Below are 16,084 nucleotides of genomic sequence, written 5' to 3' on the forward strand. Positions count from 1 at the left end.
CCTATGTCAAGTATTGAGTTGAAACCAACAGATAAGCGACTGTATGGGGAATTATCTGTTCCCGGAGATAAATCCATTTCCCACCGGTCCGTCATTTTCTCAGCATTGGCGCAAGGAACTTCTGTCATTACGAATTTTCTTACCGGTGAAGATTGCTTGCGAACCGTCGAAGCCTTTCGCCTCATGGGCGTGGAGATCGTGCAAGATGGGACGAAGATCACGGTACATGGAAAAGGAATTTCCCATCTGCGAGAGCCATCCCAACCGATCAATTTCGGGAATTCAGGGACAACGGCACGGTTAATGAGCGGAGTTCTTGCAGGCCTTCCTCTGTTTACGACAGCCTTCGGAGACGAGTCTTTGTCCAAACGCCCTATGGACCGTGTCATCAAACCTCTTAGATTGATGGGAGCGGACATCCGAGGTCGTGAAGATGACTCCTTGCTGCCACTTGCCTTCCGTGGCAAAAAGCTTGAAGGATCACGTCATGAACTGACAGTGAAAAGTGCTCAAGTAAAGTCTGCTTTACTATTAGCAGGTATGTTGGCAGATGGTGAAACAGAAGTGATAGAGCTTGGGGAAACCAGAAATCATACAGAAATGCTTCTTCCTGAATTCGGAGTGGATGTAGAAGTGGAAGGCAGATCTATCAAAATAAAGGGTGGACAAAAGCCTAGCGCATCTGATATTAAAGTCCCCGGAGACATTTCTTCGGCAGCCTTTTTCCTAGTGGCCGCATCCATTGTTCCTGGTAGTGAATTGGTGATTCGGGATGTCGGGCTTAATCCGACGCGTGACGGGATTGTAAAAGCTCTGAAAGATATGGGCGCCAATATAGAAGTCCAGGTACATACGCATATTGGAAGTGAGCCCGTTGGGGACATCGTCGTTCGTCACAGCCGACTGAAAGGAACGACGTTAGAAGAGGATCTGATCCCGAATGTGATTGATGAAATCCCGATCCTTGCTCTGGCAGCGACGCAAGCAGAAGGAAAAACGATTATTAAAGATGCGGAGGAACTGCGTTTCAAGGAAACGGATCGAATTGAAGCGGTCGTTGAAACACTCACTTCTCTAGGCGCAGATGTCCAGGCACAAGAGGATGGAATGATTATCCAAGGTGGTTCACTTTTAAAAGGGGGATCCATCGATTCTTATGGAGATCACCGTATAGGGATGATGGGGGCAATCGCATCCTTAATTTGTGAGGGAGAAGTCATCGTCAAGAACAAAGATTGTATCAACATCTCGTATCCATCATTTTTCACAGATTTAAATCAAGTCTTGAACTAAATTAACTTCATAGTTTATGTAAAGCTCTCATACGATATAAAAAGCCTACTTGGAGGTTTCGTCGTATGGGAGCTTATTGGTTTCAAGGGAATGTTGAAAATGACGAAGGTCCCTGTTTCAGTGAATGCACAGTTAAGGAAGAGAAGTTCGTCAGAGATCGAACCGGAAAAGAACCTTATACGTTGATGGTGGTGGATGGATTTCGCGTCAGTCCAGGGCATGTGATGATGGATCGTAAAGAGCCGCTTGCTTTTTCACCCTCGGTAACCGACACAGGGAATCGCTACATAAAAAGAGGGTGTACCTTGTTACTCACACAACACCTAGTGACTAGTTTACGTCACTACCGAAATCAATATGACCAATTTTTGAATCGATGCCAATCACTGCCTCTCGATTATATGGTCATACCTGTTGTGCCGGCAAAGATGCTGCGGCCTGAAATGGTCCGTTTCTTTGCTAGAAAAGGAAGCCCCTTTTTATGTGTGGAAGTGCAGTCCGCAAGAGAACTTACGGAAGTTTGTTGGGAATGGGTAGCTCAGGCGCAGGCTTATAAACGAATGCCGTTGACAATGTTCGTCAAAGATACAGAGAATACGTCGAACAACTATGCAGAATTGTGGTCTTCACTTTGCGAACAGTATGGTATCATAAAGCTAACAGACGTACAGGATGATGAGATACTCTCATTGAAAAATTTAAAAGATAGCGGGATCTATCCTCATAAAGGCGGAATCGTCCCTGGAGGGCATGCGGACTATAATCTCTATCGCTTTTCAGAAGGCCGAACGTTTGAAGAGGCGGAGGATTTTAGATATCATGATTCTGTTCCGAATGTAACGGTTATGAATGGACAGGTGAAACAGGTGAACCAGAAGGTCATCGATGAAACGCCTGGATCCCACATACAAGTGAAGATTCACAAGCATTTTGTTTAAGCGGAAAGGATGTCATCATGGAGGAAATTCAAAAAGCCATCCGTCAAATGGAAGCCCACAAGACGGAAGATGCTATAAAAACTCTAACACAATATTTACCAGAAGCAGATGAAGAAGAGAGGTTCACGATTGCAGAACTATACATGCAATGGGGGATGCTCGAAGAAGCGAAGATGGTGTTGCACGAACTGATTCAACGCTACCCTAAAGAACAAGAACTAAAAGTCATGATGGCAGAGATTCACATTGATCTTGATGAAGATGACGAAGCGATTGAACTGCTTGACCAATTTGGGCCGGAAGATGAAGACTATTTGCAAGCGCTCGTGCAGCTTGCGGATCTTTATCAGGCGCAAGGACTTTATGAAGTAGCTGAACAAAAACTATTGATGGCTAAACAAGTGGAGCCGAATTCAGCCATTATTGATTTTGCGTTAGGTGAGCTCGCCTTCTCGAATGGGGAATATTCGAAGAGTATCCCTTATTATGAGAATGCGATGCACCATCAGCCGGTCATTGGTGATATTGAAGTTGCTACAAGATTGGCTGAAGCTTATGCAGCTAATGGAGAATTCGAACAAGCCCTTGAGTATTTCCAAAAAGTCGAAGAAGATAATCCTGATGTCATGTTTCGTTATGGTTTCGTAGCGTTCCAGGCAAACCGTAATGACATTGCCATCCATGTATGGGAAGAGTTGATTGAAAAGGACCCTTATTTCCAATCGGTTTATCCACACTTGGCTCAGGCTTATGATTCGGAGGGTATGCCGAAGGAAGCATTAGAAATGGCTAAGCAAGGACTTGCAAAAGATGAATTCAACAAGGAACTCTATCATCTTGCCGGTACGTTATCTCATAGACAGGGCAACAAAGAAGATGGTTACAAGTGGATGAGAGAAGCGGTTGCTTTGGACCCTGGATATAAAGAAGCGGTTCTATTCCTGATTGAAAATTATAAGGCTGATGATATGAATGAAAAGATCATCGATCTGATCAACGAGTTGATCTCCCTCGGGGAGGAAGACCCGAATTACTTGTGGGAACTCGCTCAGGCCTACGAAGAAGAAGAGAAGTTTAAGGAGGCTTATGAGCAGTATCAACAAGCGTATCCTTCCTTGAAAGAAGATACGGATTTCTTGAAATATTACGGATACTTTCTTGTAGAAGAAGGAAGGATGTCTGAAGCACGACAGATTTTTGAAGAATACCTGGCGATCGACCCTACAGATACAGAAGTTGAGGACTTCGTTGAGCGGCTGAAAGAACAATGAGCTGATTAATTAAGCGCAGGAGGGGCGCCCATATGCAAACACCAATCTCTGTGGATGAGAAAAAAGACTTTGTCCGCTGGTTTTTGAATCACTTTCAGTTGAAAAAGCGAGAGAGTGTTTGGATTCTGAATTATTTAATGAACCATGAATCTCTTTTGTCAAGTGTCCATTTTGTCCAGGAAGTGAAGTTTTGTCCACGTGGCATGGAAATCAGTGCCCAGGGTGTTTCTGACCCACCTTTCCGTTTTTATAAAGGCCAGGTTATGACGAATGATGCCGAGAAGTCGTTCCATGATCTAAGGATGAATCAAGGAGAACCTGTCTATATACAAATGAACTTTGAGAATGCACAGCAATGCTCGAAATATGCTCTCGTACTCGAGGAAAATCCTTATCTTCCAAAAGACTACTACTTAAATGACAGAGATAAAAATGAAGCGGAACGCCTATTGTCGGTCAGTCTTTTGCAACACAGGCAGAAAAGCATAGAAGATCGCATTGACGAAGCTCTGATCAATGGAGAGCGTGATGAATTCAAAGCATTGTGTGGAAAGCTTGAGAAAGTCAAACAGGATTTGAATGCATTTTTATGAAATAAGAAAGCCGTGATCTTCAAACGAGAAGATCACGGCTTTCATTTTTGTTTAAATATAGTAAAATAAAGAGAAAATGATACATAGATAAAGGATGAAATGAATTATGAGATGGACAAAAGCAGATACTACGCAATACATACCGGAAAAACAGTATATTGATACCGTAATCATTCCATTGATTCCATTTGATCCAGGGAACGACCAACACATGGTGAAGCAAGCCTTCCAGCGGGAGTTGAACCAAGTGTTTACGAACCTGATTGAAAAAGAATACAAGGGAAGGATCTTCCTAGCGCCGGATTATCATTATCTTGAAGGATCACAAGCTGACGAAAAAGAGAGGATCAATCGTTGGATTCATAAGTTCAAAGAGCAGCCGTTCCATCACATTTTCCTCTTTACTTTCGACAGCAAATGGAAAAAATACGAAGGAGAACTGGAAGGCCATGTGCTGTGGGTACCTGGCATGGGTTCTGGCGATATCCAGTCTACGGAAACACAATCGTTCGTTCGTGAACAAGCCCACCAGATCAGTGAATTGATCCAGGCCTATTGGTGACTGGATAAAAGTTCCGACAAGGTTTGATAATTTATTGACCGCGCCTTGAGATTGCGCTATCATGGTAATGTCCTAGTAAACTGTGTGTAATCAATCCATGTCGCATGGATTACAGCATAGAGGGGGGAAAAGAATGAGCGATAAAAAACGAGTATCCCGACGCCAATTTCTCAACTACACACTCACTGGTGTAGGCGGTTTCATGGCAGCCGGAATGCTTGCACCGATGGTTCGTTTTGCAATCGATCCTGTATTGAAAACGAAAGAGGGTGGAGATTTCGTCTCCGTAGCTTCTGTTGATGAAATTACCAATGAACCACAACGTTTTGAATGGACGATCGATCAAGTGGATGCTTGGTATGAATCAGAAGTTCAGAAAACGGCATGGGTGTACAGAAACGAGAATGATGAAATTGTAGCACTATCACCGATTTGTACTCACTTGGGATGTACGGTCGACTGGGCTTCCAATGAGGAGTACCCGAACCAATTCTTCTGTCCTTGTCACGCTGGCCGTTACACGAAAGACGGAACCAACGTGCCAGGAACTCCACCGACGGCGCCACTGCCTCGTTTCGAGTTTAAAGTTGAAGAAGGTATGCTTTACTTAGGTGAAACGAAAGATTCAGGAGGGGGGGCATAATACATGCTTCAAAAAATTTACGACTGGGTGGACGAGCGTGTAGATATTACCCCGCTTTGGCGTGATATCGCAGATCACGAAGTTCCTGAACACGTAAACCCAGCACACCACTTTTCAGCATTTGTGTATTGTTTTGGTGGATTGACTTTCTTTGTAACAGTCATTCAAATCTTGTCCGGGATGTTCCTGACCATGTATTATGTGCCGGACATTGAAAACGCTTGGAAATCTGTTTATTACTTGCAACGAGAGGTTGCTTACGGTCAAATCGTCCGTGGTATGCACCACTGGGGAGCGAGTCTCGTCATCGTCATGTTATTCTTACATACGCTACGGGTATTCTTCCAAGGAGCTTATAAAAAACCTCGTGAGTTGAACTGGGTCATTGGTGTACTCTTGTTCTTCGTCATGTTAGGGCTTGGCTTCACAGGATACCTGCTACCATGGGATAACAAGGCTTACTTTGCGACTCAGGTCGGTCTTGAAATCGCTGCAGCAACACCATTCATCGGCGACCAAATTCGAACGCTGCTCGCCGGAGATCCATCGATCGTTGGTGCTCAAACGCTTACACGTTTCTTTGCTATTCACGTATTCTTCTTGCCGGCTGCACTTTTCGGGTTAATGGCGTTCCACTTCATTTTAATCCGTAAGCAAGGAATTTCCGGACCACTATAAAATGTATCGTTAAAAAGGAGGGAAAGCTGTGCATAGGGGAAAAGGGATGAAGTTCGTCGGTGATTCACGGATCACGGCTGAACGAAAAGCCAACTTACCAAAAGACTATTCGGAATACCCAGGCCGTACAGAAGCCTTCTGGCCTAACTTCTTGTTGAAGGAGTGGCTCGTAGGATCTGTCTTCTTGATTGGATTCCTTATCTTGACTGCTGCTCACCCATCACCACTCGAGCAACAGGCGGATCCGAACAATGCAGGTTACATTCCATTGCCGGACTGGTATTTCTTATTCTTGTATCAATTCTTAAAATATCAATTCGCAGGTGGAGATTACATCGTTCTCGGTGCCATTGTTATGCCAGGTTTAGCCTTCGGTGCTTTGCTGCTGGCGCCATTCCTGGATCGTGGTCCAGAACGACGCCCTCATAAGCGTCCGATTGCTGTTGGATTGATGCTTTTAGGTTTTATCGCAACATTCTGGTTGACTTATGAATCTGTTTCTCATGCTGATTATGAAATGCGTGCAGAGAAGTACGGAGTCAACGTAGAAGCGGTTGAATCAACAATTAATAAAGATCATCCCGGTTATGCGATTTATGAAGCGAACTGTTTGAGCTGTCACGGGGATGCTCTGCAAGGACAAGGAAACTATCCATCCTTGATTGATGCTGAACTGACAGTCGATCAAGTCAAAGATATAGCTGTAAATGGTGTCGGTGAGATGCCTGCTGGTATTTTTGGCGGAAGTGATGAAGAGCTTCAGCAACTTGCTGAATTCGTCGTTCAAGCTGGCGGCGGTGAAGCTGGTGGTGAAGGCGGAGAATCTTCCGGAGAAGGATCCGAAGGAGGATCTGAAGAAGGCTCTTCTGGTGAAGGTTCTGAAGAAGGATCTGAGGAAGGCTCTTCTGGTGAAGGTTCTGAAGAAGGATCTGAGGAAGGCTCTTCTGGTGAAGGATCTGAAGAAGGATCCGAGGAAGGTTCTTCTGGCGAAGGATCTGAAGAGTAATTAGATACTTAATTCAATGTAGCCGCGCTTTTAAAAAGCGCGGCTACATTTGTATCGGAGGTTAGAGGTAACATGAAACAAATGATCACCTACTTGTTGACGAACCGATCATTTTTAATCATGCTTTTTTTCATTAATTTATTTGGAACCATTTACGGATACATATGGTATGAACCTCAGCTGTCGGTAACCGAACCCATCTTTCTGTTGTTTGTTCCAGACAGCCCGACAGCCAGTTTGTTTTTCACCATATTCCTTGGATTTTATATATTTGGAAGAAATATTCCTTACATAGAAGCGCTTGCCATCATTACCCTTTTAAAATATGGAGTATGGGCGGTCGTTATGAACGGATTGACTTTATTAGAATATGGGTCACTTCCATGGACAGGTTTTATGTTAGTTTTTTCACATGGAGCCATGGCTGTACAAGGGGTTCTGTATGCTCCTTTTTATAAAATAGAAATGAGACATATCGTTGTTGCTGCTATATGGACGCTTCACAATGATGTGATTGATTATGTTTTTGGTCAAATGCCTGTATATCCAGCCATTGTTGAATATATGGACGAGATCGGATATTTTACATTTTGGCTTAGTATCGGGTGTATCCTTTTTGCTTATGTCTTAACTGTAAGAAGAAAATCCCCGGTCTAAAATTCCTTTCCTTCTCATAAAATGAAATAATACTTGTGAGAGGGGAGAAGTGAAATGGGACGTGCCATGTTGTTGTTTATTTGTTCCCTTATTTTCACACTCATACCATCTGGCCTTGTTCATTCATGGTCGGAGGCCCCCCCTGATTGGGAATCTTTTGCATCCCAATACCGAAAGTTAGCTGCTGATGGAAAGTTTGATCTTGCTGAGCGGCTTTGGAATAGTACTTATGCAGAAATGGAACAATATGTCCAAACCCTACCCGATCCCCATAAAGAAACATGGACGCACCTGGATATCTATAATTCAACAGATGAGCCCGATGAAACTATATGGAAAGAGGGTCTCCTTACTTTTCTAGAAGTTACTTCTTCTGATCATCCATACCCTATCCTAGCAGAGAAGCTTGAGCATTTATCAGATCGTACTGTTTCTTCCGTTCCTCTTGAGGACATTGAAGAGGAATGGAACTTGATACGTCCCGTTGTGCTCAATTATGTAAATAAGGCAAGAGTGAACGAAGCAGACCAATTGCTGCAGGAATTATCAGTGATGGAGACACATGCGGGTCGTGAACATTTCAGCGGAAAGATTTTAGAACTCGTCAAAGAAAAGTCCCAGCAAGACTGGAGTACCTTCCTATTGACAGCCATTTTCATAGGTGGGGCGATATTAGTGACCTTGCTTTATGTCGGGGCGATCAATTATAGAGAAAGTTCGAAAAATAGACACACAATGAAGAGTGGTCATAGTTGATTTTTTATGATTTTTTGACTAAAATTGACCTATATACTCACATCCAATATGGAGGAATGAAAGATGAGTTTTATTATTTACTTTGCGCTGATATTGATTATTCCACTGTGGGCGCAATCCAAGGTTAAAAGCACCTACAAAAAATATTCAAAAGTTCCGACATCCTCAGCCATGTCAGGAGCCGAAGTAGCTAGAAAAATTCTTGATGACAATGGATTATACAATGTCGCGGTAGAGGAAGTACGCGGACATTTAACTGATCATTATGACCCACGTTCTAAAGTGATTCGTCTTTCAACAGATATCTACCATGGTCGTTCAACAGCAGGAGCTGCTGTTGCCGCACACGAAGTCGGTCACGCGATTCAAGATGCACAAGATTATGCGTTTTTACGTTTCCGAAGTGCACTTGTCCCCGTGGCCAGTTTCGGTTCTAACATTTCCATCTTCCTTATTATCGGTGGATTTCTTCTAGGAATGACCGGTCTTGCTCTCGCAGGAATTGTATTCTTCGCGGCGGCTGTGTTGTTCCAGTTGATTACTTTGCCTGTTGAATTCGATGCCTCAAACCGAGCGATGAGCCAGTTGGTATCAACTGGAGTCATCCGTAATGATGAAGAGCGCAAAACGAAGAAAGTGTTGAACGCTGCCGCTATGACTTACGTGGCTGCTGCTCTCGTTGCACTTGCTGAATTGCTACGTTTTGTATTCATGTTCGTGGGCATGAATGAAGAATAAGTAAGAAAAACCGATCCTTTATAAGGATCGGTTTTTTTGATATGTTCCATTTTAAAAATTTAGTCGATAGGATTTTTGTTCTCATCAAGGGTGAACCCTTCGCCCATCACATCATGGACATGACTAACAGCAACAAATGCATGAGGATCAATATGGTCGATTATTGACTTGAGTCGAACAATTTCATTTTTACCGATCACGCAATAGAGCACATCCCTCTTCGTACCAGAAAAGGATCCTCTTCCTTCGAGCACGGTAACCCCTCGATCCATTTCTTCCATCACGCGCCTTGAGATTTCTTCACTTTTTTCAGAGATGATTGTTGTCCCTCTCGCAGCGTAAGCTCCTTCTTGTATGAAGTCTATGACTCTTGCCCCGACAAAAACGGCTACTAATGTGTACATTCCTCTTGTGTATTCGAGGTATGTGATAATCGATACAAAAATGACAAGGGCATCAAAGAGGAACATAGCTCTTCCCATACTCCAGCCAAGATATTTATTGACAAGACGTGCGATAATATCGACTCCGCCTGTCGTCCCGCCGTACCTGAAAATGATGCCTAGTCCTACGCCTATGAACACACCAGCGAATAGTGCAGCCAATGTAAGGTCATCGGACAGGTTGAATTCAATCATATAGTTTTGAGAAACTGAAATGAAAACGGACACGGCAAGGATGCCGATTAAGGAATAAAAGAACGTGATGCGACCAAGAATCTTCCACCCGATGATGAGGACCGGAATATTGAGCACAATATTCATAATGGCAGGATCCCATTCGAACAGGTATAAAAGTAGTAAGGTAATTCCAGTAAACCCACCTTCCCCTAATTCATTTTGAATGTTGAAATGAACGAGTCCGAAAGAAAAGATGGCGGATCCAATTAAGATCCATATGATATTTTTCACACGTAATCCAAAGATTTTCATATGTACACCTCCAAAAATTGTTCACACGACTTCAATTATAGATAATTCAAGCGATTGCGGCAATAACATCATTCTTACTAGGCGCCCGGATCAGGATATAATGGGACGTTTGGCTTGGATGAGACTCGCAAGGCGCATCCTGGGGAGTCTCATCGCCCGCCCATGGAAAGTGTTCAAATGCGGAGTCGTCCTGGTAGAACCTCTAACAAGTCGGAGTCATCCAGAAGCGGGAGCTTATAAATAAGAAACAATAAATTTATCGTCTCAAACTAAAAAATTTGTCAAATGGCGCCCTTTTGGCTAACATTTAGAGAGAGTCCTTAAAAAAGCGAGGGTTTTTAATGAATTATACGACAAAAGATATCCAACAAAGAGTGGATGATTACATATCGCAATTTAAAGAAGGGTACTTTTCTCCTCTTAGTCTTCAGGCACGTTTGACAGAAGAAGTCGGAGAGATGGCAAGAGAAATCAACCATCGGTACGGCGAAAAGCCAAAAAAGGGTACGGAAGAAGATAAAGCACTCGAAGAGGAGCTTGGGGATGTTATTTTCGTACTTACTTGTTTTGCAAATTCACTGGATATTGACCTCTCTGATGCTTTTGAGCAATCCATGAGTAAAATTGAGACGAGAGATAAAGATCGCTGGACACGGAAAGAAGGAGGTACAAAAGGTGAGTAATATTAAAGTGATTGTCGCAGGCCCGCGTGGTAAAATGGGCAAGGAAGCACTAAAAATGATCCATAATCAATCCACTCTTTCACTTGTGGCTTGTATTGATCGAAAGCATGAAGGACAGAGTGTGAAAGAGCTGGATGGTTTTCCTGATATGGACGCGGTCATCTATACAGATGCTGCCACCTGTCTGAGTGAAGTGGAAGCTGATGTTCTCATTGATCTAACGACACCTGAGAATGGGTACAAACATACAAAGCTTGCGATTGAAAACGGAATCAGGCCCGTCGTCGGTACCACAGGATTTTCAGAGGATGAATTATCCGAGTTGACGAACCTCGCATCGGAAAGAGGGGTCGGGACGATCATTGCTCCTAACTTCGCAATTGGGGCTGTTCTCATGATGCAATTTTCAAAGTGGGCAGCCAAGCATTTTCCTGATGTGGAAATCATTGAAAAGCATCACGATCAAAAACTTGATGCTCCTTCCGGTACAGCGCTTAAAACCGCTGAATTGATTAAAGAGGTACGCGACCCTCACAAACAAGGACACGAATCAGAAACAGAGACACTTGAGGGTGCACGCGGGGCTGATGTTGATGGAATGAAAATTCACAGCATGAGACTTCCAGGGCTTGTGGCTCACCAGGAAGTCATTTTCGGTGGACATGGCGAGACACTGACCGTGAAACATGACTCCATTCATCGTGAATCCTTCATGAGTGGGGTAAAACTTGCTGCAGAACGTGTGATGGAACTTGACGTCCTCGTATATGGTCTTGAACACATACTTGACTAACAGGGAGAGGTTACAATGAATATTGCATTGATTGCGCACGATAAGAAGAAAGAAGATATTATCCGCTTTGCGAAAAAATTCCATTCCATTCTATCGAAGCACCAATTATTTGCTACAGGTACAACAGGGATGAGAATTGCAGACGAAGCAGAGTTGAAAGTGACAAGGTTTCAATCCGGACCGCTAGGCGGCGATCAACAAATTGGGGCGAAAATTGCCAGTGAAGAGATGCATATGGTTGTCTTTTTCCGTGATCCGCTAACAGCGCAACCGCATGAACCTGATATTAGTGCATTGCTCAGGTTATGTGATGTCCATCAAATCCCTGTAGCGACAAACCAAGCGATGGCGGAGATCATGATACAAGCTTTGGATCATGAAGACTTCGATTGGAAAGGCATCATTGAAATGAACAGATAACAGGAGTGATCGAATTATGGCTAAAATAGGTATCACTTGTTACCCCACCGTAGGGGGATCAGGTGTCATTGCTACAGAGCTTGGGAAGTTGCTGGCAGAGAAAGGTCATGAAATCCATTTTGTGGCGTCTCAAGTTCCCTTCCGTCTGAACCGTGTATATCCGAATATTTATTATCATGAAGTGGAAGTCAGCAATTATCCAGTCTTCCAGCATCCCCCCTATGACTTAGCTCTCGCAGCTAAGATGGCAGATGTAATCAATCGAGAGGAACTGGATATCCTTCATGTCCATTATGCGATGCCCCATGCGATTTGTGCGATTTTAGCCAAACAAATGTGTGAACGTGATGTGAAAATTATTACGACGCTCCATGGAACAGATATTACGGTCCTGGGCATAGACTCCAGCCTTAAACAAATGATTCGTTTCGGCATCGAACAGTCGGACAGAGTCACGGCTGTCTCGCAAAGCCTTGTTGACCAGACAAAAGAAATGTTACATACAGACAGGTCCATTGACGTCATCTATAATTTTGTAGATGAACGGGAGTATTATCGTAGAGATGACCAGCGTCTGAAAGAACATTATGGAATCCAGGAGGAAGATGCGGTCCTTATCCATATTTCTAATTTCCGTAGAGTAAAAAGAGTGACGGATGTCATCAAAACCTTTGCAGCTGTCGCAGAGCAAATGCCGGCGAAGTTGCTCCTCGTCGGAGACGGTCCGGAATATTCCGAATGTCATCAACTTGTCCAGCAACTAGGGTTAGAAGATCGTGTCCTATTTTTAGGAAAACAAGAAAATGTCAGCGAACTACTTTCGATTTCAGATTTGAAATTATTGTTATCTGAAAAAGAAAGCTTTGGACTTGTCCTCCTTGAAGCTATGGCATGCGGCGTGCCTTGTATCGGAACAAATATCGGTGGAATACCAGAAGTGATCGATCATGGGGAAACCGGTTTTATCGCAGAACTTGGAAATGTCGAACAGATTTCTTACTTTGCGAGAAAAGTATTAGAGGATAAGGATCTACATCAAACGATGGCAGAACAATCGAAAAGAGTCGTTCATGATAAGTTTGCAACGAGCACAATTCTTAGACAGTACGAATCTCTATATGAACAGGTGTTGGATCATGAGTAATCTCGAAGTATTCAAACCCGCCTTTGAAGTGATTCAAAAGATTGAGGAAGCTGGGGGCGAAGCTTATATCGTCGGTGGTGCTGTTCGTGATTACTTAAGCGGAAGGCCTGTCAATGATATTGATATAGCTACATCAGAAACGCCTGAACAGATTCAGGAAATCTTTGAAAAAGTAATCCCTGTAGGAATTGAGCATGGGACGGTAATCGTCCGCCATCGCTCCATTTCATATGAAGTGACGACGTACCGCGTAGAGGAAGGCTATGAAGACTACCGTCACCCGGATGAGGTAACTTTTGTCCGGGATATCAACCTTGATTTGGCGCGAAGAGATTTTACAATCAATGCCATCGCTATGAGCAGGAGCGGCAAGCTTATAGATCCATACAACGGACACGATGCTATTCGAAACCAGAGCATTGAGGCGGTGGGTATGCCAGAGGAGCGTTTTGAAGAAGACCCTTTACGAATGATGAGAGCGGTCAGGTTTGCCAGCCAATTATCGTTCCAGATTGAAAAGAAGACCGAAGAAGCATTGAATCAACTGTCTCATTTACTGGAACACATTTCCGTTGAGAGGGTTGCCGTGGAAACGGAGAAAATTTTCAGAGGGCCTGATTATGCCCTAGGTGTAGAGCTTCTGCACACCACAGGGCTGAAGAATCATTTGCCAATCCTTAAAGATTTGGACATCCACAAGAATGTGCCGGAATCCTCTTTATATGGTTGGCATGAAATCATTGCCTATTATGTATCGCAATATCCACAGATATCAGCAGAAGATTTCATGAAGTTATGGAAACTTTCCAAGGATACAAAGAAAAAGACAGAGCAGTTGTTGCTTGCCTATAAAAGATATAAAAAAGACAAGAAAGTGAATGCGTGGCTTGTTTATCAATTAGACGAAGAACTTTTCCCATCATTCTCAAGGTTGTCATCCGCTTTAGATTCAGAAGAAGAGGATTTGAACGAGGCATTGACTAGGAGGAAACAACAGCTTCCTATCCAAGAAAAGAAGGAGCTTTCTTTTCAGGCAAGTGACCTTTTACAGTTGTTGTCAGACCTGCCTAAAGGTCCTTGGATCTCAGAATGGATGAGCAAAATTGAACACCATGTAGTCACAGGGAAAATAGAAAATGATTATGAAATTATAAAGGAGTGGGTGAGGGAATGGAATCCACCCGCAAGGAACTAATCGAGTTACTCAATAACGTAGAAGGTCATATTTCAGGCCAGGAACTTTCCGACCAGTTGGGAATATCAAGGACAGCCGTCTGGAAGCATATGAACGAATTAAAAAAGGACGGATATGAAATTGAAGCCGTCCAACGTAAAGGTTATAAAATTTTGTCTTCTCCCGATAAGATCAGTGAGAACACTCTCAGATGGGGATTGGATACAAAATGGATCGGTCATGAATTGAATCATTACGACCAGGTAGAATCCACCCAGGAAATTGTGCATCAGCTTGCCAAACAGGGGAAACCGCATGGAACTGTAGTCATTGCAGATGAGCAAGTGAAAGGGAAAGGGAGAATGTCGAGAAATTGGGATTCACCCAAAGGAAAGGGGATATGGATGAGTATCCTCTTACGCCCAAATCTTCCTCCGGTGCAAGCGCCTCAAATCACTCTCCTGGCAGCAACCGTATTAGCAAGGATGATTGCAGAAAGGTCTGCGTTGGCTCCACAAATCAAATGGCCGAATGATTTATTAATTAATCATAAGAAGATATCAGGAATTCTAACCGAAATGCAAGCGGAACAGGATACGATTCAATATATTGTGCTGGGTATGGGGATGAACGTAAATCAGGAAGATCGTGAAATCCCCGAAGATATTAAGTACAAAGCATCTTCACTTAAAATCGAATCCAATCAACATTGGAATATTCAACAAACGGTTCAACACATCCTACGTCTTTTTGAAGATACGTATGAACGGTTTGAGGCACAAGGATTTGCATCCATTAAGAAGGATTGGGAGCACTTCGGGTACAAAATCGGAGAAGAAGTGACCATTTCTACAATGAAGAAAACGTGGCAGGCGACCCTTGTAGGGATTGAGCCAGATGGAGCCTTACGCGCAAGAAGGAAAGATGGAGAAGAAGAGAAACTATATTCAGCGGAAATTCACTGGGGAGAGGGAGGATATCATGCGTAATAAGGCACAGTTCCTGCGTATGAAAGATGACAAAGACAAAATCGTCATGATCACAAGTTATGATTATCCATCAGCGAAAATGTCAGAAGAAGCGAATGTCGATATGATTCTCATCGGAGACAGCTTGGGTATGACGGTACTTGGCTATGACTCAACGATTCCGGTGACCATGGAGGATATGATCCACCATGGAAAAGCGGTCCATCGTGGTGCACCTGACACATTTAAAGTCATTGATATGCCCTTCATGTCCTATCATATTTCCACAGAGGATACGTTGATAAATGCACGTAGACTTTATCAGGAAACAGGAGCTCAGGCATTGAAGCTTGAAGGCAGCGGCGAGGTTTCTGAAGTGATGAAAAAGCTCGTACATGCCGGGATACCTGTGGTCGGTCATATCGGTTTGACTCCGCAATCGGTCAATGTTCTCGGGGGTTACAAGGTTCAGGGGAAAGATCAGGGATCAGCCGAACGACTCATCGAAGAAGCGCTTGAAATCGAAGCGGCTGGTGCTATGGCTCTTGTTCTAGAGTGTGTTCCTAGGCAGTTAGCAGAGAAAATTACGAACCTCTTGTCCATCCCAACAATCGGGATTGGTGCCGGGGCAGAGTGCGATGGCCAGGTTCTCGTTTACCACGATATACTAAAATATGGGGTCGATCGATTACCGAAGTTCGTCAAGCCATATATTGACAGCAACCATCTTCTAGGAGAAGCGGTACAATCTTATGTGAAAGAAGTGAAGATGAAGGCATTTCCTGAAGAATCCCATACATTTACGATGAACCTTAATGAACTGCCAGAGGAGTAA

General features: G+C 43.5%; 19 protein-coding genes. 18 read left to right on the forward strand and 1 reads right to left on the reverse strand.

All coding sequences use genetic code 11. From position 1 onward, the window contains the following. Positions 1-3 precede the first annotated feature (3 nt). The 11 genes from aroA (at position 4) to GLV98_RS03260 (ending at position 9,135) form a co-directional block, all read left to right on the forward strand. Positions 4-1,293: a 3-phosphoshikimate 1-carboxyvinyltransferase gene (gene aroA, locus GLV98_RS03210; protein WP_160912031.1), complete on the forward strand. Its 1,290-nt coding sequence runs from the start codon at positions 4-6 to the stop codon at positions 1,291-1,293. 65 nt (positions 1,294-1,358) lie between these two features. Continuing rightward, positions 1,359-2,231: a hypothetical protein gene (locus tag GLV98_RS03215; RefSeq protein ID WP_160912033.1), complete on the forward strand. Its 873-nt coding sequence runs from the start codon at positions 1,359-1,361 to the stop codon at positions 2,229-2,231. Positions 2,232-2,248: 17 nt separating this feature from the next. Continuing rightward, positions 2,249-3,502 (forward strand): tetratricopeptide repeat protein, encoded by a 1,254-nt coding sequence (locus GLV98_RS03220; RefSeq protein WP_160912036.1) that lies wholly within the window; start codon positions 2,249-2,251, stop codon positions 3,500-3,502. A gap of 32 nt (positions 3,503-3,534) precedes the next feature. Next, positions 3,535-4,095, forward strand: coding sequence for a ReoY family proteolytic degradation factor (locus tag GLV98_RS03225; protein ID WP_089652570.1), 561 nt, complete (start codon positions 3,535-3,537; stop codon positions 4,093-4,095). Positions 4,096-4,201: 106 nt separating this feature from the next. Then, the gene (locus GLV98_RS03230) at positions 4,202-4,657 is read left to right on the forward strand and encodes a YpiF family protein (protein WP_160912038.1); all 456 of its coding nucleotides are present in this window, start codon (positions 4,202-4,204) and stop codon (positions 4,655-4,657) included. 133 nt (positions 4,658-4,790) lie between these two features. Beyond that, the gene (locus GLV98_RS03235; RefSeq protein WP_160912040.1) at positions 4,791-5,300 is read left to right on the forward strand and encodes a ubiquinol-cytochrome c reductase iron-sulfur subunit; all 510 of its coding nucleotides are present in this window, start codon (positions 4,791-4,793) and stop codon (positions 5,298-5,300) included. Positions 5,301-5,303: 3 nt separating this feature from the next. Further along, positions 5,304-5,978, forward strand: a complete 675-nt coding sequence (gene qcrB, locus GLV98_RS03240; RefSeq protein ID WP_035504929.1) for a menaquinol-cytochrome c reductase cytochrome b subunit — start codon at positions 5,304-5,306, stop codon at positions 5,976-5,978. 28 nt (positions 5,979-6,006) lie between these two features. After that, on the forward strand, positions 6,007-6,984 hold the full coding sequence (locus GLV98_RS03245) for a menaquinol-cytochrome c reductase cytochrome b/c subunit (RefSeq protein ID WP_337193703.1): 978 nt from the start codon (positions 6,007-6,009) through the stop codon (positions 6,982-6,984). Between the two features lie 81 nt (positions 6,985-7,065). Then, positions 7,066-7,641 (forward strand): DUF1405 domain-containing protein, encoded by a 576-nt coding sequence (locus GLV98_RS03250; RefSeq protein ID WP_423785002.1) that lies wholly within the window; start codon positions 7,066-7,068, stop codon positions 7,639-7,641. A gap of 54 nt (positions 7,642-7,695) precedes the next feature. Beyond that, entirely contained in the window at positions 7,696-8,397 is a 702-nt protein-coding gene (locus GLV98_RS03255; RefSeq protein WP_160912044.1) for a hypothetical protein, read from the forward strand. 63 nt (positions 8,398-8,460) lie between these two features. Continuing rightward, complete coding sequence (locus GLV98_RS03260; RefSeq protein WP_160912046.1) at positions 8,461-9,135, forward strand: zinc metallopeptidase; 675 nt, start codon at positions 8,461-8,463, stop codon at positions 9,133-9,135. Between the two features lie 59 nt (positions 9,136-9,194). Here GLV98_RS03260 and GLV98_RS03265 read toward each other — a convergent pair whose 3' ends face one another. After that, positions 9,195-10,067, reverse strand: a complete 873-nt coding sequence (locus GLV98_RS03265; RefSeq protein ID WP_160912048.1) for a YitT family protein — start codon at positions 10,065-10,067, stop codon at positions 9,195-9,197. 341 nt (positions 10,068-10,408) lie between these two features. Here GLV98_RS03265 and GLV98_RS03270 point away from each other — a divergent pair, with 341 nt between their 5' ends. From GLV98_RS03270 to panB, 7 genes are read left to right on the forward strand one after another with little or no spacing between them, the layout of a single operon-like run. Then, positions 10,409-10,750 carry a nucleotide pyrophosphohydrolase gene (locus tag GLV98_RS03270; RefSeq protein WP_160912050.1) on the forward strand — a complete coding sequence of 114 codons (342 nt, stop codon included), beginning with the start codon at positions 10,409-10,411 and terminating at the stop codon, positions 10,748-10,750. Next, entirely contained in the window at positions 10,743-11,543 is an 801-nt protein-coding gene (gene dapB, locus GLV98_RS03275; protein ID WP_160912053.1) for a 4-hydroxy-tetrahydrodipicolinate reductase, read from the forward strand. Before GLV98_RS03270 ends, dapB begins: the two co-directional genes overlap by 8 nt. A 15-nt stretch (positions 11,544-11,558) precedes the next feature. Beyond that, a complete protein-coding gene (locus GLV98_RS03280; protein ID WP_160912055.1) occupies positions 11,559-11,963 on the forward strand; it encodes a methylglyoxal synthase in 405 nt (134 codons plus the stop codon). A gap of 16 nt (positions 11,964-11,979) precedes the next feature. Then, complete coding sequence (gene bshA / locus GLV98_RS03285) at positions 11,980-13,107, forward strand: N-acetyl-alpha-D-glucosaminyl L-malate synthase BshA (RefSeq protein ID WP_202409884.1); 1,128 nt, start codon at positions 11,980-11,982, stop codon at positions 13,105-13,107. Then, entirely contained in the window at positions 13,100-14,302 is a 1,203-nt protein-coding gene (locus GLV98_RS03290) for a CCA tRNA nucleotidyltransferase (protein ID WP_160912057.1), read from the forward strand. The genes bshA and GLV98_RS03290 overlap by 8 nt, the downstream gene beginning before the upstream one ends. Then, positions 14,278-15,270, forward strand: coding sequence for a biotin--[acetyl-CoA-carboxylase] ligase (locus GLV98_RS03295; protein WP_160912059.1), 993 nt, complete (start codon positions 14,278-14,280; stop codon positions 15,268-15,270). The genes GLV98_RS03290 and GLV98_RS03295 overlap by 25 nt, the downstream gene beginning before the upstream one ends. Further along, positions 15,263-16,084 (forward strand): 3-methyl-2-oxobutanoate hydroxymethyltransferase, encoded by an 822-nt coding sequence (gene panB / locus GLV98_RS03300; protein ID WP_160912062.1) that lies wholly within the window; start codon positions 15,263-15,265, stop codon positions 16,082-16,084. Before GLV98_RS03295 ends, panB begins: the two co-directional genes overlap by 8 nt.

It is taken from the genome of Halobacillus litoralis (assembly GCF_009856415.1).
GTDB lineage: Bacteria > Bacillota > Bacilli > Bacillales > Halobacillaceae > Halobacillus > Halobacillus litoralis_C.